The sequence below is a fragment of the Halomonas sp. MS1 genome (genome assembly GCF_024182575.1).
Lineage (GTDB): Bacteria > Pseudomonadota > Gammaproteobacteria > Pseudomonadales > Halomonadaceae > Vreelandella.
The window spans coordinates 175,956-195,363 of record NZ_CP098926.1 but is presented as its reverse complement, the minus strand read 5'-3'; the positions used below and the strand labels follow the sequence as shown (position 1 = coordinate 195,363).

Annotated in this window: 16 protein-coding genes and 1 riboswitch; of the genes, 11 read left to right on the top strand and 5 right to left on the bottom strand. The window is 52.0% G+C overall.

Annotated elements, in window-relative coordinates; genetic code table 11:
* The first annotated feature begins 16 nt into the window (after positions 1-16).
* On the top strand, positions 17-1,369 hold the full coding sequence (locus tag NF683_RS00920) for a DUF2252 domain-containing protein (RefSeq protein ID WP_193067437.1): 1,353 nt from the start codon (positions 17-19) through the stop codon (positions 1,367-1,369).
* 19 nt (positions 1,370-1,388) lie between these two features.
* Here the strand turns inward: NF683_RS00920 and NF683_RS00915 are convergent, their stop codons facing one another.
* The 3 genes from NF683_RS00915 to NF683_RS00905 form a co-directional block, all read right to left on the bottom strand.
* Positions 1,389-3,188 (bottom strand): GGDEF domain-containing protein, encoded by a 1,800-nt coding sequence (locus NF683_RS00915; RefSeq protein WP_193067436.1) that lies wholly within the window; start codon positions 3,186-3,188, stop codon positions 1,389-1,391.
* Between the two features lie 296 nt (positions 3,189-3,484).
* Entirely contained in the window at positions 3,485-4,534 is a 1,050-nt protein-coding gene (locus tag NF683_RS00910) for an SPFH domain-containing protein (RefSeq protein ID WP_089040928.1), read from the bottom strand.
* A 14-nt stretch (positions 4,535-4,548) separates the two neighbouring features.
* On the bottom strand, positions 4,549-5,043 hold the full coding sequence (locus NF683_RS00905; RefSeq protein ID WP_089039500.1) for an NfeD family protein: 495 nt from the start codon (positions 5,041-5,043) through the stop codon (positions 4,549-4,551).
* A 179-nt stretch (positions 5,044-5,222) separates the two neighbouring features.
* Here NF683_RS00905 and NF683_RS00900 point away from each other — a divergent pair, with 179 nt between their 5' ends.
* Positions 5,223-5,939, top strand: coding sequence for a trimeric intracellular cation channel family protein (locus NF683_RS00900; RefSeq protein ID WP_193067435.1), 717 nt, complete (start codon positions 5,223-5,225; stop codon positions 5,937-5,939).
* Between the two features lie 87 nt (positions 5,940-6,026).
* On the opposite strand, the gene NF683_RS00895 is transcribed toward NF683_RS00900, so the two are convergent.
* Positions 6,027-8,990 (bottom strand): translocation/assembly module TamB domain-containing protein, encoded by a 2,964-nt coding sequence (locus NF683_RS00895; RefSeq protein WP_193085819.1) that lies wholly within the window; start codon positions 8,988-8,990, stop codon positions 6,027-6,029.
* A 107-nt stretch (positions 8,991-9,097) separates the two neighbouring features.
* Between NF683_RS00895 and NF683_RS00890 the strand changes: the two genes are divergently transcribed.
* From NF683_RS00890 to NF683_RS00870, 5 genes are all read left to right on the top strand, one after another.
* On the top strand, positions 9,098-9,805 hold the full coding sequence (locus NF683_RS00890; protein WP_089039497.1) for a DUF3581 family protein: 708 nt from the start codon (positions 9,098-9,100) through the stop codon (positions 9,803-9,805).
* 127 nt (positions 9,806-9,932) lie between these two features.
* Positions 9,933-10,919 (top strand): TRAP transporter substrate-binding protein, encoded by a 987-nt coding sequence (locus NF683_RS00885; protein WP_193067969.1) that lies wholly within the window; start codon positions 9,933-9,935, stop codon positions 10,917-10,919.
* A gap of 1 nt (position 10,920) precedes the next feature.
* On the top strand, positions 10,921-11,484 hold the full coding sequence (locus tag NF683_RS00880; RefSeq protein ID WP_089039495.1) for a TRAP transporter small permease: 564 nt from the start codon (positions 10,921-10,923) through the stop codon (positions 11,482-11,484).
* 28 nt (positions 11,485-11,512) lie between these two features.
* The gene (locus NF683_RS00875; RefSeq protein ID WP_089039494.1) at positions 11,513-12,778 is read left to right on the top strand and encodes a TRAP transporter large permease; all 1,266 of its coding nucleotides are present in this window, start codon (positions 11,513-11,515) and stop codon (positions 12,776-12,778) included.
* A gap of 217 nt (positions 12,779-12,995) precedes the next feature.
* Entirely contained in the window at positions 12,996-14,495 is a 1,500-nt protein-coding gene (locus NF683_RS00870) for a CoA-acylating methylmalonate-semialdehyde dehydrogenase (RefSeq protein ID WP_089039493.1), read from the top strand.
* Positions 14,496-14,544: 49 nt separating this feature from the next.
* Here the strand turns inward: NF683_RS00870 and NF683_RS00865 are convergent, their stop codons facing one another.
* Positions 14,545-15,240 (bottom strand): hypothetical protein, encoded by a 696-nt coding sequence (locus NF683_RS00865; RefSeq protein WP_089039492.1) that lies wholly within the window; start codon positions 15,238-15,240, stop codon positions 14,545-14,547.
* A 199-nt stretch (positions 15,241-15,439) separates the two neighbouring features.
* Between NF683_RS00865 and NF683_RS00860 the strand changes: the two genes are divergently transcribed.
* From NF683_RS00860 to NF683_RS00845, 4 genes are all read left to right on the top strand, one after another.
* Complete coding sequence (locus tag NF683_RS00860; RefSeq protein WP_089039491.1) at positions 15,440-16,021, top strand: peroxidase-related enzyme; 582 nt, start codon at positions 15,440-15,442, stop codon at positions 16,019-16,021.
* Between the two features lie 99 nt (positions 16,022-16,120).
* A riboswitch (TPP riboswitch) is annotated at positions 16,121-16,228 on the top strand.
* Positions 16,218-17,606, top strand: a complete 1,389-nt coding sequence (locus NF683_RS00855; RefSeq protein WP_089039490.1) for an SLC5/6 family protein — start codon at positions 16,218-16,220, stop codon at positions 17,604-17,606. It overlaps the preceding riboswitch by 11 nt.
* A 34-nt stretch (positions 17,607-17,640) precedes the next feature.
* The gene (gene corA, locus NF683_RS00850) at positions 17,641-18,609 is read left to right on the top strand and encodes a magnesium/cobalt transporter CorA (RefSeq protein ID WP_193068273.1); all 969 of its coding nucleotides are present in this window, start codon (positions 17,641-17,643) and stop codon (positions 18,607-18,609) included.
* A 116-nt stretch (positions 18,610-18,725) separates the two neighbouring features.
* Positions 18,726-19,304 (top strand): NnrU family protein, encoded by a 579-nt coding sequence (locus NF683_RS00845; protein ID WP_089039488.1) that lies wholly within the window; start codon positions 18,726-18,728, stop codon positions 19,302-19,304.
* Positions 19,305-19,408 lie beyond the last annotated feature (104 nt).

Genomic DNA, 19,408 nt, shown 5'->3' with positions numbered 1-19,408 from the left:
CGATAAAGGCAACGCGATGAGCCATGCACTAACCGGGCATAACCGCCCACAACAAGTGATTGAGGCAATTCAGCAGGTGAATGCGCCGCTCAATGCAGCGCACCGCCAAGCAAAGTACGCCAAAATGGCCGTGTCTCCCTACCGATTCTTTCGTGGAACTAATCACTTGTATTGGCAAGACGTTTGGCACGACTGGCGCTTTGCGCTATTCGGTGGATGGCCTACTACCCAAACGTGGCTTCAAGGCGATGCGCACGTTTATAACTTCGGCGCCTATGGTCACCACGATGACCAAGTGCGCTACGGTATGGATGACTTCGATGACGCGTTGATAGGTGACTATCAATACGATGTATGGCGGCTGGCGATCAGCGTGGTACTGGATAGCCGTGAAAACGCCGCGTTAAGTTCTAAAGCGACGGATAAAGCGCTGAAAAAGCTGTTAGAGGGGTACATCCATACGCTAGCTGTTTATAGCCAAGAAACTAATGAAAAAGATACGCTGGCTAAAGAGCAGCCCATTGAGGCGGTGACTCTGGATAGCGCCAAGGGACCACTGAAGGCCTTCATGGGTAACGTCGCTGATAAGCAGAGTCGGGCGCGTATGCTGGAAAAATGGACAACCCTCGATAGTCAGAAAGGGCGCATGTTCGCTGAGCGCTCTGGGAAACTTGCGAACTTACCAGCAGATGTCGCTAGCCAGCTACGCCGTTTGATTGAGCAAGAGTATCAACAGACGTTACAGCACCCGATCAAAGAGAGTGACCCAAAACACTTTCGTGTAAAAGACACCGTTCGCCGACTTGATGCGGGAACGGGGTCGTTAGGTGTAGAGCGTTATTATGTTTTGATTGAGGGTGGCGCGGATCATGAACACGACGACGTTATATTAGATGTTAAAGAACAAGTAACGCCGGAAGCTTATGGCTTGATGAATAAAGCCCAGCAACAGGCATGGCGAAAGCTATTTCCTAATGAAGGCATTCGCCATGCAGCGGCATTTCATGCCATTGCCGAGCACCCCGATGCCTACTTGGGTTGGCTGACCATGAATGGCAAAGTGTTTTCGGTTCGGGAGCGCTCTCCGTTTAAAAAAGATGTGCCTACTCACAAGCTTTCAGGGGGGAAGTCTTACCGGAAATTAGCGCGCCAATGGGGTGAAATTCTCGCACGTGAACATTTGCGCGGTGCTCAGGCGCTTCACCGTGGTCAGTCAGCACCCTTTGCCAACGCGGTATGCCAACGTTTAGAAGGTCGCGAAGCGCAGTTTATTGAGGTAGTGACGACCCTGGCAATTGCCTATGCCGACTGCGTATCCCAGGACTATAAGGTGTTCGTAGAGCACTTTTTGAAGGCAGATTCTGCTTAACAAGCTACGCCATTAACGTTCATAGTGTTTGCCGTTTACCGAATAAAAAGCCTTGATCTTCAAGAGAGTCTTCCCAAACAACACAGCGGTTTCGCCCGCTGTGTTTTGCTTGATAAAGTGCCTCGTCGGCAAGTCGTAGCAATTTCCTGGGGTCTTGGGTGTGATCAGGGTAAGTGGCCACCCCGCAGGAAAGCGTGATTTGCCGGAGCGGTATATCCTGATGAGCAAATGCCGTTTGCGAGATGGATATTAGCAGTGCTTTTGCTCTGGATTCGGCAACAGTTCGCGATGTGGCAGGCAGCAAGGCAACAAACTCCTCCCCACCAAAACGACAGATGACGTCGAGATCGCGTAGATGCTGTCGCAGCAACTGTGCAATTTCCACCAGTACAGTGTCTCCTGCATCATGACCAAAATCGTCGTTGATCTGTTTGAAATAGTCCACATCCAGCATAAGTACAGAGAGTTGGCTGGTAGGCTGCCGTACTCGCTGGCACTGGTGCTCAAATGCTGAGTCGAAGTGACGACGATTATGCAGGCCCGTCAATGGATCTTTGCGGGATAGGCTATCTAACTCCTGAACGAGTCGGTCAAGATCAGCGGTACGGGACGCTACTTGTTGCTCAAGAGTTTCATTGGCAAGGGCAAGTTGTTGTTGAGTATGGCGATAGTGCCACAGAAAAATAGCAGCGTTAGCGACTGCGAAAGCTAATGTGCCATAGCTTAATGGCACGCTGCGCCAGGCTATAAAACCATGGGCAACGGCCATGTCGGCTAACAGCAGTGGGGCGAAAAAAGTAAAGCTCACCACTAGTAGCCGCTGTTCCACATTCAGCCATTGAAAGCGTATGAGTGCTAGCACCAACATGACAGGGAGCGAGATGGCTAGCATGACATCAAAGATGGGGAAAGTAAGCGAAAGGCTGATCACGCCCAACAGAACTAACCCCATGGCGAAAACGAGGTATAGCAGATGGGTAACCCATAGCCGTGTGATCCAGCGTTTGGCCGTGCCTTTCAGCCAGTCGCTGAGCAATAAGCCTAATGCCACTGGCAGTGTATAGTAGCTGCCTGCTCGCAACATGTCCCAGCCCAGAGCGCACTCGGAAATTAGCTGGCGAGCAGGGGTTTCAGCAAGCAACATCAACCCTGACGCATAGGCAAACAGCGCAATGGCACCAAAGCCTTGGCGTTGTGGCCCTATCAACGCGAAAATAGTTGCCAGAATTGCTAGCACTAACACCAGTGCACTCACGCCAAGGTCTTGAGCGGAGTCGTGAATAACCTGATTGAGTACATCACTACGTTCCATCACTTGCACTTGGCCCCATAGACCAATGCTGGTGTAGTCAGAGTAGAAGCGAAAAGTGAGTTGTTGCCCGGCAGCATTATCGGGTAAGTCGATCATATGCCAGGGCCAACCTGCAAAACTCCCCTTACCCTGAGCGTCAAACTCACCGTATTGGTAAATAAGGTTGTCACCTAGATAAACCTGTCCGATAAGATTCATGCTAGTGATAAAGAGAACGGGATCGTTCCAGTCTCCGGCGGGCAGCGTTGTGCGTAACCAGAGATGTTCGCGCCCCTCGCGGCCAGGCGGGTTAAATGGAGAATCAATCGCCTGCCAATCGCTTGGGTTGCTGTGTAGCCATAGAAAGCGGTTATTTGAATCCTGCGGAGAGTCGCCCCAGCGATACTCCCAACTTGGCAGGGGTTGTGGCGGGTAAGCAGCGCAAAGCCCACTTGGAAGCATCACAAGCGTGGTCAGTATTAGGAGCAACTGAGTGTAATGACGTATGGCAAGCCAACGAGGCAGCATGATGAACGTCTAATCTCCTGATTATGATCCTTCTTCTAGTAAGTACTTCAATCAAAGCCTGCGAGTTGATTGAGGCGCACATGAGGCAAGCAGCAAAGATTCTTCCCAGTTTAACTAAAAATATGCCTAAGGCGATGGTAGTTTCGTCAACGTTACTAAATGTTGCTAGAGAGTGACAGAGGGAGCTGGGCCCCTGTTGGCCCAGCCTTGGTAGGTTTTGCGTCGCTGATAGGAATAGCTGATAGACGCAATTGGTAGAAATAGTAACTAGCGTAGTATTATTAAAATCATACTTTTTAAGTGGATGCGGCGCCGCCGACGATGCCGCTGCGCAAACTGCTCTCGCTGCTGTTGCGATTTTTGAGATGGTTGGCGACGGTATCTTCAGGCGATCCTGCCATTTCACGGAACATGCCCATTGACCCCAGTAGAGCAGAGGACTCGTAAGGTACGAATACCCGCTCACCCTCTTTCGCCATGTTGGGCAGCCCTTTGATATAGCTTTGACCAAGTAGGTAACCCACTACGGTACGCTTGTTCTCTTCGCTATCGCCGATGGCACTAAGCACGAGTTTGATGGATTCCTGCTCACCTTGAGCGCGTAAAATCGCCGACTCTTTATCACCCTGGGCGTTAAGAATGGCCGACTCACGCTGGCCTTGAGCCATTGCAATGGCTGCAGACTTTTCACCTTCTGCTTCTGTCACTGTCGCGCGGCGTTTACGTTCAGCAGCCATCTGCAGGCGCATCGCAGACTCTACCTCTTCTGGCATGGCGATATCCTGCACCTCTACCCGGGAGATTTTGACACCCCATTTGGAAGCGGGCTCTTCCATCGCTGCCTGGATTTCATTGTTAACTTCGGCACGAGACTCAAACAGCTTATCTAGTTCCATCTTACCGACCACTGAGCGAAGCGTGGTTTTGGCCAGAACCTCGACTGCTTGGCTCATATTCTCTACTTCATAGACAGCTCGTTTAGGGTCGATAATTTGATAGTAAAGCGCACCATTGATTCTCACGGTGACGTTATCCGTGGTGACGACCGGCTGGCCAGGAAAGTCCATGACCGTTTCACGGCGATCGATGCGTGTTTCATCGCTGGTAATCGCTGTGTAATCTTCGCCCATTTTGCGATAGCGCAGCATTGTGATTGCGCGTGGTTGTTCAATAAACGGAATAATGATGTTGATGCCGCTTTCAAGTACGCGATGAAACGAACCTAGTCGCTCAATCACCATCACTTCTGACTGGCGAACAATGACCAATCCTTTCGAGATGATGAGCACGCCAATAACGACAATAATCAGACTGATGAGCAGGCCTGGGCTAATTGATAAATCCATGAGGTTATTCATGCTTATGGCTCCTTGCGTGGGGAAATTGCATCCTGAGGGCTAGCATTTTCTGGGGGTGTCAGCGTCACTAAGGCCGTGGTACCCTCAAATCGCTTAAAGATGACTCGGGTGCCTGGTGGCAATTCGGTATCACCGCTCTCGATGACACGCAAACGGTAGAAATCACCGTTCACTTTAATGCCGGTGGCGTTGTCAAAGTCGCGAACCAGTGTTTTGTAATGGTTACCTTTTTCAACGCCCGTGCCGGTTGTGCCGTAGGCCACACCTTTGGGCGAAAAGCGCGGACGAATAACCATAATGCCTAAAGGCACTAAGACACCCGCGAAAATTCCCATACTAAGTAACTGCCACGGCAGTGATAATCCCAGTGCTGTGACCGCCGCGGTCAGCGCCGCAGCAACTCCCAGTGCAAGCAGTAACATTGCGCCAGACGTCAATTCTGCGAGACTCAGCAGCAGAGCAATCACCAGCCAAGTATAAGCAGGGTTCCAGTCCATGTGTGCTCCTTGCAGTCTATGGATGAAGCTGTTCACTAGCGTAACCTACTCGGCGTATATTGGCCTGTGTACTGCGTAACAGCCACTGTTTAGTGGCCTCATCCTCTCGTTGATGACCTGAATACGCAGTGGAGTGCTATCCTACTTGCCTTACTGAGCATGTCTCTAAGGAGAGTCGTGTGTCGGGTGTGATTTATTGGTTAGATATGGCGGGTGTCATCGTATTCGCCTTGTCAGGGGTGATTTTAGCCTGTCGTTCGCGAATGGATCCCTTCGGTATGCTGGTGTTGGCGGCGGTGACCGGTATTGGCGGCGGCACACTCAGAGAGCTGGTGTTGGGCGTTCGCCCGGTATTCTGGGTAACTGATCCGACCTATTTGTGGGTGATATTAGCCACAGTCGGCGTGTCTTTGGTGGGGTTTCACTATATTCATCGCCTTTCTCGGGGCTTTTTGCCTGTCGCTGATGCGTTTGGACTGGCGCTATTTACTGTCATTGGCACCCATGAAGCACTGTTGCTGGGCACATCAGGCGTTGTGGCGGTGTTAATGGGCATGATGACCGGCGTGGCGGGGGGCATGATCCGTGATGTGTTAGCCCAGCGGGTGCCCATGGTGCTCCGTGAGGAGATCTACGCCACGGCAGCCTTGGCGGGGGGGATTGTGTATGTGGCGCTCGATGCATTAGAGGCGCCGCTAACCGTTGCGATTGCCGCTGCATTAACGGCGACACTCGGATTGCGCCTAGCGGCGATTCACTGGCGCCTGGCGCTACCGGTATTTGCCTGGGTTACCCTACCACCGAAAACGCAAGATGAGGCTTCGGCACCGCTATCAACCCCTCAGAAAGCTAAAGAGCGGGTACGCATGATCCGGCGAGAGCGTAAAAAACGTTAGCTGGGTGGCCTTCCTTTCGCTATAACGCTAAAGGAAGGCGCGCTTATTCTTTTCTTTTTTCGTCGCTATCTTCTCTTTCGCTCACTTTCAAAACGCATTTGCTTCTCGCCAGCGATCAAACCAGCGTCTTGGTTGCAGTACCTTTAACGAGGGTTCGCTGTCGATCAGCTCTACACCTATCCCTAATGCGCCAAGGTGTGCATAGAGCGCGCCATTGGCGCTTTTTTCAGCCAAGGTGACATCGGAAAGCAGTAAAAGCGGTCCGCCGCTAAGCGTGAGATCATGTAGGCGTATGCGTTCGCCGTTGATCTGCAGCTGCGCGCTACCGTTAATGTCATGCACGTTTAATAACCGTCCCAGCCAATCACTTTGTCTGGCGCGGGCGAGAAAGAGCCGGGCCAATAGCCCAGTGTCGCGCATGCCAAGGCGCAGTTGGCTGGTTAAACGAATAGGATCATCCCACTCAAGTTGTGCTTCTTCCATCGTGAGCTGCACCCACCAGCCAGCATCCTGTGTGCCTTCCGCGCTTTGCCGAAAGACGTTTTCAAGACGTAGAAACGAGTCATTGGCGGTGAAGCGCCGTGTTTCTAAATCACCTTCGGTGAGCTGCAGATGTAATTCAACATCGCCCTTAAGCTGTTGATCAAGTAGCGCTAGTTCGGCACCAAATGCACGTAGTGTCATGTCTCCCTGGGCGGTAAGCCCCTCCAGCAGCCATTCGCTGGTTAGGCTAGCTTGGCCGCCCAATAAGGTAACCCCGGCATTTTCAGGTAGGTAGTGGTTATAGCGGGTGAAGTCGGGCACCTCCGTAATAGGCAGCGCGATGCGGGTAGTGAAGAAATCGGGCTCTGGCGACTCCAGCACGTCACTGAAACGTTCAGTTTCGGTCGTGAGGGCAAAGTGGCGGCCTTCCAAGTGGGGGCGGTCATCGTCCTGGCGCATAAGCGCAAAGTGTGGAATGCCTAGTGAAAGCTGGGCCTGCTCAGACGTGTCGAGCTGGGCAGTCAGTTCGCCGCGCCCAGTAGCGACGTAATCTAAAAATGCCACCTCAAGCTGATTGGCATTCACTCGTAGGCGGGTGGGGGCAAGTAAGCGGTCATTACCAAAAGTCCCTTGAGCGAACAGTTGGCCGTTACCCGCAATTGCCAAGCCATGGGCGTCGGGTAAAAAGGTATTTAAGAACCCCAGTCGCTGAACGCTACCTTCGAGTGAAAACTCGCCACTGAGCGGTTTATCCTCATCACCGTTGCTGTCGCTGCGCTGAAAACGGCCGTCATTGAGCACTAAAATACTCTCTAATCGCTCGTTGGTAGACTGCGTATCCGCCACTTGCCAGCGTAGGCGTGAACCGCTGATATCAAGCCTTGTGCCATCAAGAGCGGCTTGGCGAATGGCTAACCTAAGCTGTGCGTCGCTTTCCAGTACGCCGTTCTGTTCAGTGTGTTGCCAGCGGGTGGCTAGTTGCTCTCCTGTTAAAAAGATCTCACCGCGCATTTGATCGGTGGTGAAGTCGAGCTGCCCACGGCTAGTCGCTTGGCCGCTAAGCAATTGCAATGGGGCAGGGTCGGGCAGGGCGGCTTTAAGATAAGTTTGTAACACGCTAATGTCGGGTAACCGCGCGGACTGCCAGGTTAGGCGGGCAGTGGCGTTTTCTCGCGCTAGCGCTGGGTTCAGTGGGCTAAGCGCATTCAACGTAATGGCCGCGTCCGCCATCAACGTTCGCTGATGGTGGCTAAGGGTGGCGTCAGTGAAGGTGAGTGTCGCGTCTATTGTCTCTTCGTTCGACAGTTGTGCGGCCAACGAGCCGCTTCCTTGAGCCGTGAAATCAACTAAATTAGCCGCAAGTGTTGGTGCTTGAATCGCTAAAAAGGCGTCATAAGGCTTGGCGTCACGAAGCGTCACGCTAGCTTCAATTTGACCGTTACCTTCAAGCCGAACCCCTTGGCCGTCAAAGGTGTGTGCCAGATAGCGATCAAGCATGTCCAGACGAGTGACGTCGCCCTGTAGTTCCAGCGAGGCGCCAGTGGGCAGGTCTAGCTGGTCTAGGCGTTGATTGGGCATGCTGGTCGCTAGGTGAAGTTGCGTATTGGAGGCATAAGGGTGGGTATCCGCCAAGACGACATTGATGAGTTGCGTTGAAAAGTTGAGCTCATTGTCTTCTACCGCCAAACGCACGGCGCCTTCACCAATGGCGGTGTGGAGCGGAGGCGGTGTTTCTGCAACCAACCAACGCAGGTTGTCTGTTTCCCGGGGTTGCAGGCGCTGTTCGTTCACCGCTAAGCGCAATTCGGGGGCATTTAAGGTTAGCTCGCTACCACGCTGTAGCTTGCCATCGCTTAGGTTAAGTTCACCCGTTAAGTTGCCGTGACCATCAAGTGTCAGCCAGGGCAGCGCTTCTAGGTAGGGCATAAATACATCCCAGGCATCTGCCTGCGCCGCGATGGTCAGTTGTGCAGACAGGGCGCTGAGCAGTTCAGCGGTAAGCGCTTCGCGGGGAATTTGCGCGGTAGTAACACTGTTCAGGGAGGCATCTGCGCGTAACTGGATATTTTGTACTAACGAGGCTTGGTCGCTAAGGCGTATTAGGTGACCTTGGCTGATATCCAACGACACACTTGGAACGGCTAATGCAGCGCGACTTAACTGGGTATCCGCCACCTGCAGTTGGCCTTGTGCCTCGAGAGCAATATCGCCTATGGTCAAGCGGCGAAGCCCGTTGGCATCGAGTGCCTGTATGTGCAGCTCGCCGCGCAGAAGTGCTAGTAACGACAGCGAAAGCGTTGCACGTTGGGCTTCAACGGATATCGGTAAGCTGTCGTCCTCCCGTGCCAAGTAAAGGTTCTCTACCTCCCAGCGTCCTGGATGCAGACTGTTTGCATTCGTCCAGCGCACTTCGACCCCCTCAATCTGAGACAGCCGTTTGGGTAGCCATTGACTATTTAGCAGCCAAGTACTGCCAAGTACCCATACTAATGTCGCTACCAAAGCGCTTAACAGCGTGATTATCAGGAGGCGGAGTAGACGTTTTGACCTAGGGCTCTCTTTTGGCATACGGGCTTCCTTGCAGATGACTCCTGTCGGCGCGTGTTTTATGGCATTATGCGCGTCGTGGGGCCGTAATGGGTTTTCGATTTCAACGCTAGGCAGGCAGCAAAGCCATGTTCAAGGATTTTTACGCGCAACGCGGAGAGTATGTTGTGATCTCTGCTGAGCAGGCCAGCCGTTTCGCCAAAGGCGTGGCCGGCGATTACAACCCGATTCACAATCCAGATGCGCGCCGTTTTTGCGTACCTGGAGACCTGCTATTTACACTGGTGCTGGTGAAGTTTGGGTTGTCGCGACAAATGGAATTTCGCTTCACCAATATGGTGGGAGCTGACACTCCTCTCAAGTTTAGTGAAGAAGCGAATGGTGATCTACTTGTCTGTGATGAAGGGGGCAAGTGCTACCTGCAGGTGACGCGTGGCGGAGAGGTAACTCACGATGAAGCGGCTGTTGAAGCGTTTGCCCGCTGCTATGTGGCGTTTTCAGGTAAAAATTTTCCTCACTACTTAAAGCCTTTGATGGAGCAGCATGGGGTAATGTTTAACCCCAAGCGCCCCTTGGTTATTTACGACAGCATGGGGTTTTCCTTAGAGCGTCTAGACGGTTTCTCGCCGAACTTAGCCCTAACAAGCTCCTCGTTAGAGGTTCAAGGTAAGCGTGCCGATGCCTTACTTGAGTTTTCGATTGAGTCTGCTGGAGAAGCGGTTGGGGTGGGCTCGAAGAAACTAGTGGTTAGTGGCTTATGTGAGTACGACGCGACTGAAATGGCAGCGATTGTTGATGAGTTCTACCGCTTAAAGGCGGCTTACGAAGCAGTGTAGGTGGTGTCGTTGCGTTAGCGTAATGGTGGGTGCCATTAACGCTAACGCTAAGGTATTCTCAAAGCCTATCAATTAAAAAAACGCGCGAAGCGCTTTAGGCGCTTCCGCTGGATACAAGAGGCTTTGCATGAACCGTATCAAAACGCTTACGCTTGCCTGCGCAGCAGCTACGCTTGCCGTTTCAGCCATGAGTGCTCAGGCGCGGGATTTTCGTCTCGGTCTTATCACGCCCGCACAGCATCTATGGTCTACCGAGGCAGAAGCCTTTGCCCAAACACTGAACGAGCGCTCTGGTGGTGAGCATAGCGTTAGTGTTTTTCCAGCTCAGCAGCTTGGCAATGAAGCGCAAATGGTTCAGCAACTGCAAACCGGCGCGTTAGATATGGCTTTCTTGACGATTGCCGAAATTTCCAACCGTATTCCAGATTTTGGCGCACTATACGCGCCTTACTTGGTCGATGACGTTAATCACGCGGCACGGCTGTTGCGTTCTGACGCGGCTGGGGAACTACTCGAATTAATGCCACAAGAAGTCGGCTTAATTGGCGTTGGCTACGGCATGGTAGGCATGCGCCAAGTGCTCAGCCGTGACCCTATTGAAAGCGCCGACGATCTGCAGGGGCAGCGCTTACGTATTACCCCTTTCGAGCCCATTCGGGATTTCTATACGGCCACGGGTGCTGCCCCTGCGCCCATGCCGCTATTAGAAGTGTATGACGCGCTGGCTAACGGTCAGGTCGATGCCATTGATATGGATTTCGACTCTATTTTGATTTTGAAATTCTACGAGCAGGCGGAAAACCTGCTGATTTCTAACCATATGATGTTCCCTATGGTGGGCGTCGTGTCTGGGAGAGTATGGCGCGATCTTTCTGAACAAGATCGTGAGCTGATTGATACTGCGATGGCTGAGCATCTAGAGAACGTGCTGGTGGGTTTTGAAGAGAAGGATGCCGCTCAGGAAGAGGAAATTCGCGCCTTGGATATCAACATCGTTGAAGCGGATGCTGAGTTTTTCTCTGACGCCATTGCACAGTGGGAAAACATCTGGGCGCCTAAGGCACCTATGTTAGAAACGTTACGCGCCGAAGCTGACCGGTTACGTGACGAGTAATATGCTGCAACGTTTTTCATCAGGGCTTGCACGCTGTGAAGAGATTGCCGCCGCTGCTTTAGCGGCGGCGGTTACCTGTCTGATTCTCACCAATATTGCGTTTCGCGCGCTAGGTAGCCCGCTTTACTGGATTAGCGAGCTGGCGATTTATGCCATGATTTGGATGACCTTTTTGATAGCCGCCACGGTGTTTAAACGCCGCCAGGGGATAGCGGTCACGTTGCTGAGTGATCTGCTACCGCAAACCGGCCGGAAACTGATAGGTGTCTGGGTAGATGCCATGGTGCTGCTATTTGCCCTGCTGTTAGCGTGGCTTTGTTGGCGTTGGTATCAGCCCCTTGCACTGGTGCAAGCGGGGTTTGATACCCGTGCTTTTCAAGGGCAAACATTCAATTTTATTTACGCTGAAAACACTTCCACGCTTGGCATTAAAAAATTCTGGGCGTGGTTAATTGTGCCGTGGTTTGCATTTTCCCTTAGCCTGCATGGCTGGACGAATCTTATCCAGTCACTCAAACAGTGGCGAACGCCGACCCAAGCACCCACCGCCAAAACGCTACGCTAATCCTGCTTACCCTATTGACGGTACGTTTATGACGATTGCTGTTTTCTTGCTGCTGTTGCTCGGCGCTGTGCCCATTGCGCTAGTGCTGGCATTGACTGCCATGTGGTATATCCAGATGTCAGGCAATACGGTGTTGTTTGATTCGTATCCACAGCAGCTGTTTAGCGCCATTGAAAGCTATGGATTACTGGCGATTCCGTTATTTATGTTGGCGGGCGAATTAATGAATGAAGGCGGTTTAACCCGCCGTTTAATCGCTCTAGCGCGCATTTTAGTAGGAGGATTTCGCGGTGGACTCGCCTATATCAATTTAGTCGCCAACATGATGATGGCGGCGATTATTGGTTCGGCAGCCTCGCAAATTGCCATTATGTCTCGTGCAATGGTGCCAGCAATGGAGCAGGAAGGTTATGACAAATCCTACAGCGCAGCGATTACCGCCGCGGGTGGGCTACTGTCGCCGATTATTCCACCTTCCATGCTGTTTGTGTTGTTTGGCGTCATGGCCCAAGTGCCTATTGCGGAAATGTTTATTGCTGGGTTGTTGCCAGGGCTGCTTTTGGGAACCAGCTTTTTTATCGTGATTGCCTTGGTAGGTTTGGTTCAGCAGTACCCTAAAGGCCAGTGGCCTACTCGCTCTCAGGCGCTTCATGACCTGCTTTGGGGGCTGCCTGCACTGCTCATTCCCGTGATCATTATTGGCGGTATTTTGTGGGGGGTTGCCACGCCAACCGAGTCGGCTGCGCTGGCCTCTCTAGCGGCTTTAATCATGGGCCGCTTTGTCTACGGTGACCTGCGTTTAAGCCAGTTACCCCAGGTGCTAACGCGCACAGCGATTAATGCGGGGTTGGTCATTATGCTGATTGCCGCCGCTGGCGTGTTTGGCTGGGTGGTGATTTATGAGCAGCTTCCGCAAATGGCCGCCGCATGGATTGCCGCGTTGACCAGCGACCCCTTCGTGTTCTTGCTACTGGTGATTGGCGCACTGCTGTTAGTGGGAATGGTGATTGATGGCATTGCGGCGCTAATCTTAGTGGTGCCGATTTTAATGCCCATTGCCCAAAGCCAATTCGCTATTAGCCCCTATCAGTTTGGTGTAGTGGTGTGTTTAACCCTGGTAATGGGGTTGTTAACGCCCCCCGTAGGGGCAGGGCTGTTTATCGCTTCCTCAATGACCGGCGCGTCGCCGCTTAAAATATTTCGCTCGCTGCTGCCGTTTTTGCTAGCAACGTTAGTGACCCTTGTTCTTCTCGCCTGGTTGCCGTGGTTAACCAACGGGCTTATCCAGCGTTAATCGCTATCACACCCATTTCAACCTCTAGCAGAACTGATGTTCTCCACGGCGTTTATGATGCCTTTTAATGGCGGAACATCAGCCCCTGGCTGCTTGCTCAGCGCTGAGCTGGCTAACTCTTTATCAAGTGGCTAATTGACGTTTACGTCAACTTGCTGATATACCCTAGGGTTCATCTTTGCGTCTCATAACAAACACAACGTTGAGGAAGGAAGTCATGTCCGTTCGTGAAATCCCTATGTATATCGATGGCCAGCCAGTCATGTCACAAAGCCAGGATTGGCGTGATGTGGTCAATCCTGCGACTCAGGAAGTGGTTGCCCGTGTACCATTTTGTACCGCCGAAGAGGTGGAACGTGCGATTGCCAGCGCTAAAACAGCTTTTAAAGGGTGGCGTAAAGTGCCGCTTGGCAAGCGCATGCGCATCATGCTGAAACTTCAGGCACTGATACGCGAAAATACCGCTGAATTAGCCGCGCTAATCACCGAAGAGCACGGCAAAACTTTGCCTGACGCTGAAGGTGAAGTAGGGCGCGGTTTAGAGGTCGTGGAACACGCTTGTTCAATTACGTCGCTGCAGTTGGGTGAACTGGCGGAAAACGCCGCGAATGAAGTCGATGTTTACACCATGCACCAGCCGCTGGGCGTTGGCGCGGGCATTACCGCCTTCAACTTCCCGATTATGCTGCCCTGTTTTATGTTCCCGCTTGCCATCGCAACGGGAAATACCTTTGTCCTGAAACCGTCTGAGCAAGACCCTAGTTCCACCATGCGACTGGTTGAACTTGCCCATGAAGCGGGCGTCCCCGCCGGCGTTTTAAACGTGGTTCATGGCGGTCCTGATGTTGCCAACCAAATCGCCGACCATCAGGATATTAAAGCACTTTCGTTTATTGGCTCGACCCATGTGGGCTCCTTGCTTTACAACCGTGCCGCCGCCGCTGGAAAGCGTATGCAGTCGATGATGGGAGCTAAAAACCACTGCGTTGTAATGCCGGACGCCAACCGCAGTCAGGCGATTGATAGCCTACTCGGCTCGGCGTTTGGTGCTGCTGGCCAGCGCTGCATGGCTAACTCGGTTGTCGTGCTAGTCGGTGAAGCGCGAGAGTGGCTGAAAGATATTGAGGAAGGCGCGCGCAGCATGAAAGTCGGTCCTGGCACTCAGCGCGATGCAGACCTAGGGCCGCTTGTCTCACCACAAGCGAAAGAGCGCGTTGAACGCCTGATTTCAGCGGGTGAGAAAGAGGGCGCTAAGCTGCTGGTGGACGGCCGTGGTTGCACGGTAGAGGGCTATCCAAACGGCAACTTTGTTGGCCCAACTCTATTTGCCGATGTGACCGCTGATATGACGGTGTACCGGGAAGAAATTTTTGGCCCAGTGCTATGCGTGGTCAGTGTGGAGACGCTGGATGACGCGATTGCGTTTATCAACGCTAACCCTAACGGCAACGGTACGTCGATCTTTACCAACTCAGGTTGGGTAGCACGGCGCTTTGAAACGGATATCGACGTAGGCCAGATTGGTATCAACGTGCCGATCCCTGTACCCGTCGCTTACTTCAGTTTTACGGGTTCGCGAGCTTCCAAGCTTGGCGACTTGGGGCCGAATGGCAAGCAGGCAATTACCTTCTGGACGCAGACCAAAACGGTCACTGCCCGCTGGTTTGAGCCAGAAAATGTATCTAGCGGTATTAATAGCACTATTTCGTTGAGTTAATTGCACCATGGAGAAGCCCCGCGATAAGCGGGGCTTTTAACGTTTCGGCTTAAGTATTCTGAAATAACGGCAGGCTTCTTTTTAGGAGTTGGCCGATAGGGCCAAGCTGACTGGCGTGCATAACGAGAATGGTGGGGGTGGCCGTTTGCGTTTTTGCGTTGTGAGGAACTAACAGTGCAAATTCGCCTTCTTCAAGATGAAATTCATGCAGCTCACGCAGGCCATCAGGCGTTTCACACTGAGAGCAGCGGTAGTTATCATCTTCGCCATAAACTAAGCGATGATACATTTTGAAGAGCGTATAAATGGCTAAACCGCCTTTCAAAGCAGGCCAGCGGGCAGGTGTGCTGCGCAGCGTGTCAGAAACGATGATGCCATCGGCTTCTGCACTGGCGAATATGCTCGCCAGTGGTGCTGAGAGGAGCGGCGTGCTAGCGCTTAACGACGTCTCGTGTTCTTGAGGGTTCGGGGAGACCTCGTTAACCACTCGGTGGAAATCATCTAAAGAGGCAAGCGGGAAGTCCTTGTGCTTTAGATCACTTGGCTCGAAGCCGCCGTTTTCCCAGCCATGGATAACCCGGAGCGTGGCACGCGCGTGATGCATAGGCAGTGCCAGAAGGGTGTGCAGCATTATCCGGATATGCAGCTGACGCTCATCGGTGTCGTTTTTAAACGCGCAATAAGGGTCGGCAAAAAGAGTATGCAAGCGCCCAGGCGTATGCTCTTTGGCTTCGGAATAATGCATTTTGGTGTCCCTGTTAATTGCCGTTTGCTGCATTTACTGCACGGCTTATAGGTCATTGAATAGTTGAGAGTATGGACAGCGTTAGCCACGATTGAAAGTCACTTTGTTTAGTGTTTTGTTACCGAATCGCGTTATCCAACAGCATGATTGTTTAATCAAAACAAAAATTTAAAGCTTAATCAGCAAATGAGGTGTAACGATGACTAATCGACTTAGCCGTTTCCGTGTACCAGAAACGTTGGATGAACTGCCTGACGATGTTCGCGATGCAATATTAAAAGTGCAAAGCAAGGCGGGATTTGTGCCCAATGTGTTCTTAATGCTGGCGCATCGCCCTGAGGAGTTTCGCGCTTTTTTTGCTTATCACGATGCTTTGATGGAGCGTGAATCCGACACGCTGACTAAAGCTGAAAAAGAGATGATTGTTGTGGCTACCAGTGCTCGCAATCGTTGTCTCTATTGTGTTGTTGCCCATGGCGCGCTATTGAGAATTTATAGTAAAGACCCTTTAGTCGCTGACAATGTCGCTATCAATCATCTAGCGGCAGGGCTAAGCGAACGCCATCGTGTCATGCTGGATTTTGCATTGCACTGCGGGATTGAAGTTGGGGAGTTCTCTGCCACGTGGCAAACAACCTTAGAGAAAGTAGGTTTTACGCTAGAGGACTGTTGGGATATTGGCGCCATTGCTGCTTTTTTCGGCATGTCGAATCGATTAGTTACCATGACGGGTACGCCCCCCAATGAGGAGTTTTATTTGATGGGCCGCCTACCGCGTTAGCAGGATACAGACGCACATCTAGGCGTTACTCACGGATAAATTTTACTAACGCCCAGCCTTTACTAACGAGCCGCTTTCACCGAGGATAGCGTCTCCATTCACTGTCGCCAGGGGAGCCCGCAGCTGTTGGGCTGAGAATGCGCACTGCGCAGACCCTGGAACCTGATCCGGTTCATACCGGCGGAGGAAGTGCGACATGCCTTACCTAACGTCAGCCGTACTTGGTGCGGCGCTATTCTGTTTTGCTTTTCTGGGCCTGCGTGCACGTCATGTGCAGGGATCGCTTGATGACTATGTCACGGCACGAAATTCGCAAACCGCTTCCACACTTGGCTTCTCCTTTTTAGCCTCGGGAATGGGCGCCTGGATTCTGTTTGCGCCGCCTGAAATTGGTGCCTTTGTTGGTCCGTTAGCGTTGGCAGGCTATGCCATTGGCTCTGCGCTGCCGTTTATCGTGTTGGGGTTGTACGGACCAAAAATTCGTCGCGCATTGCCAGAAGGCAGAAGCATTGCCGAATTCGCCCACGCTTGTTACGGCAAGGGGGTGCGTCATTGGGTGCTGCTGGTGTCCGTAGCCTACATGGGCTGTTTTTTAGCAGCGGAACTGACGGCGATAGGTGCTATTACCGCACTGCTTTCCGATGTACCACCTGCACTAGTGATTATTGGCGTTGCGCTCACTACCTTGGTGTATACGGTGATTGGTGGGTTGCGCGCAAGCCTCGCAACGGATCGCTGGCAGGCATGGCTTTTGCTAGCCCTGTTATTGGCTGTGGGTAGCGTTGCGATTTGGCGGCTGCCAGCCATGCCGAATGACGCCGTCATGCCCTCTATTCCTATCGCAAGCGCGCTGAGTGTTGCCCTGACGCTTGTGATTGCGGTGACCGCCGCCAATCTTTTTCACCAAGGCTATTGGCAGCGTGTGTGGGCTGCTCAGGATGACCAGAGCTTAGGTCGAGGCGCTTGGCTAGGCGGCGGGCTGACCGTACTGGTTGTGATGGTGATCGGCGGTATCGGCATCATGGCCGCCATGAGCGGTGTTGCTTTGGGAGAGCCACCTATTCCTTTCTTTGCGCTGTTAACAGATGCGCCTGCCTGGGTGGCGTTACCTGCATTGGTGTTAGCAGTCACGCTAGTGACCTCAAGTGTCGATACGCTGCAAAACGGTATAGCGTCGCTGATAGTCGGGCGTGGCGGTGAACGACATGCAACATCTTTAACGACCGCACGTTGGATAACGGTCGCAATGATGGTGCCGGTGGTATTTATTGCCCTGCAAGGATTGTCAGTTCTACGGCTCTTCTTGATAGCCGACTTACTTTGCGCTGCCATCGTGGTGCCTGTGCTGCTTGGCCTGTGGCAACGTATGACGCCAGTGGCGGCGATTGGTGGCGGCATGGCTGGATTAGCAGGGGCAATACTGCCGGGGTGGCTAAGCCAGGGAAGCGTTACGGCTGGCATTATGGCGGCTACCTTTCCAGGCAGTATCCCAACGTTAGGGCCTTTTCTAGGGGCGTTACTGGCGTCTATTGTCGTCAGCGTTACACTGGCATACCTGCCTAATCGACGAAGCGTTAGGCCGTAACGTTAAGCCGTGAGCCAAATTAACAGGGACGATCATGATTCGCAGCCTACTAACGACATCAGAAGGCGATGTGCGCGAAGGCGATGAACGCCTCATTGATGACTGGCAAACGACGCCCGGTAGCCACCTATGGATAGACATGAAAGGTGAGCCTGAGGAGAGTGAACGCCAGCTATTGGAGCGTTTTGATTGTCATCCAATGGCAATTCAAGATGCCCACAAAGAGCGCCATCCGCCGAAAATTGAAGAGTTTGAGCACCATACCCTGATTATTTACCGAGGTATTTCATCTTTTGATGCTCAGCTAAACTTTGTGCCTCAGCAGGTGTGCCTCTTTATTGGAGAGCGTTTTCTAATCACGCTGCACGCTGGTGAGGCGCTTAGTATTGAACGGCTCTTTAGTGAGCACGGAAAAACACTGCTGGCGCTATCTCCCGAGCGTGTCGCGCTGAAAATTATGTACATCTCAGCAGGCTTCTACATCGATAGCTTACTGGAGTTTGAGAGTGAGCTAAGCGATATAGAAGATGAGCTTTTAGAGGCTGGTAATGATGTGCTGATGCGGAAAATCACCGCCTATCGTTCACGATTGGTAAAGATGCGCCGTATTTTTAGCTACCACAAAGGCATTACCCAAGAGCTTACTGCCTATGACTATGCCCATCTGCCACGCGGAGAAAGTGAAACGCTGCATGCCATCACGGATGTAGAGGAGCGCTTTGAGCGCCTATATACACTGACACAAATGTATTACGACATTTGCGGTGATCTCATTGATGGTTACATTTCGATTTCCTCTCACCAGCTAAATATCACCATGCGCGTATTAACGGTGATTACTGCCATATTTGTGCCACTGACGTTTATTGCCGGTATTTACGGCATGAACTTTGAGTACATGCCAGAGCTGCGCTATCAGTACGGATACTTTTTTGTTTGGGGAGCCATGCTGGGTATCGGAGGTTGTTTAATTTGGTTATTTAAGCGTAAAAACTGGTTTTAAAATGAGCCAGATGATCGCTGGTAGCGAAAAGTTGATAGTTGGTCATGTGGTTGGAGCGCTAGTGTGGCATCCTCGCAGTCGACCAATGACCTGCAAATAACCTGAGAGCTACTTTTATGACCATCATGATTATTGGCCTGCTGATTTTTCTTGGCAGCCATTCTGTGCGTATCTTTGCTGAAGACTGGCGTCAGCGACAGATTGTTAAACGCGGCGAAAACACCTGGAAGATTGCGTACTCCGTAGTGTCGGTGATTGGACTGGCAATTGCTATTTACGGTTTTGGCCAAATGCGCCTAGACCCTATCTACGTCTGGTTTCCCCCCACGGGCTTACGCCATGCGGTAGCACTGCTGATGGTGCCTGCCTTTATTATGCTGGTAGCAGCCTATGTGCCGCGTAATGCTATCAAAGCGAAGCTTGGTCATCCGATGATGTTGGCCGTAAAAATTTGGGCATTTTCACACTTATTGGCTAATGGACGACTGGGCGATATTGTCTTTTTTGCAGCATTTTTGGTGTGGGCTATTCTGGCCTTTAAGGCAGCCAAAAAGCGTGATCGCCTACATCCCGCTAAGCCAGTACCAACCTCGGCTCCCGCGACAATAGCCACCGTCGTGATTGGCTTGATAGCGTATATTTTGTTTGCTCTTTACCTACATGTGTTAGTTATTGGTGTACCTGTTTTTAGCTAGTGATTATTAATAAATATTAACGGCGTCAATGGTTTATATCCGTTGACGCCGTTTTTATTATTACTCTTGAGTGGCGGCGAAAGTTTGCTATTGTCAGCTAGGTT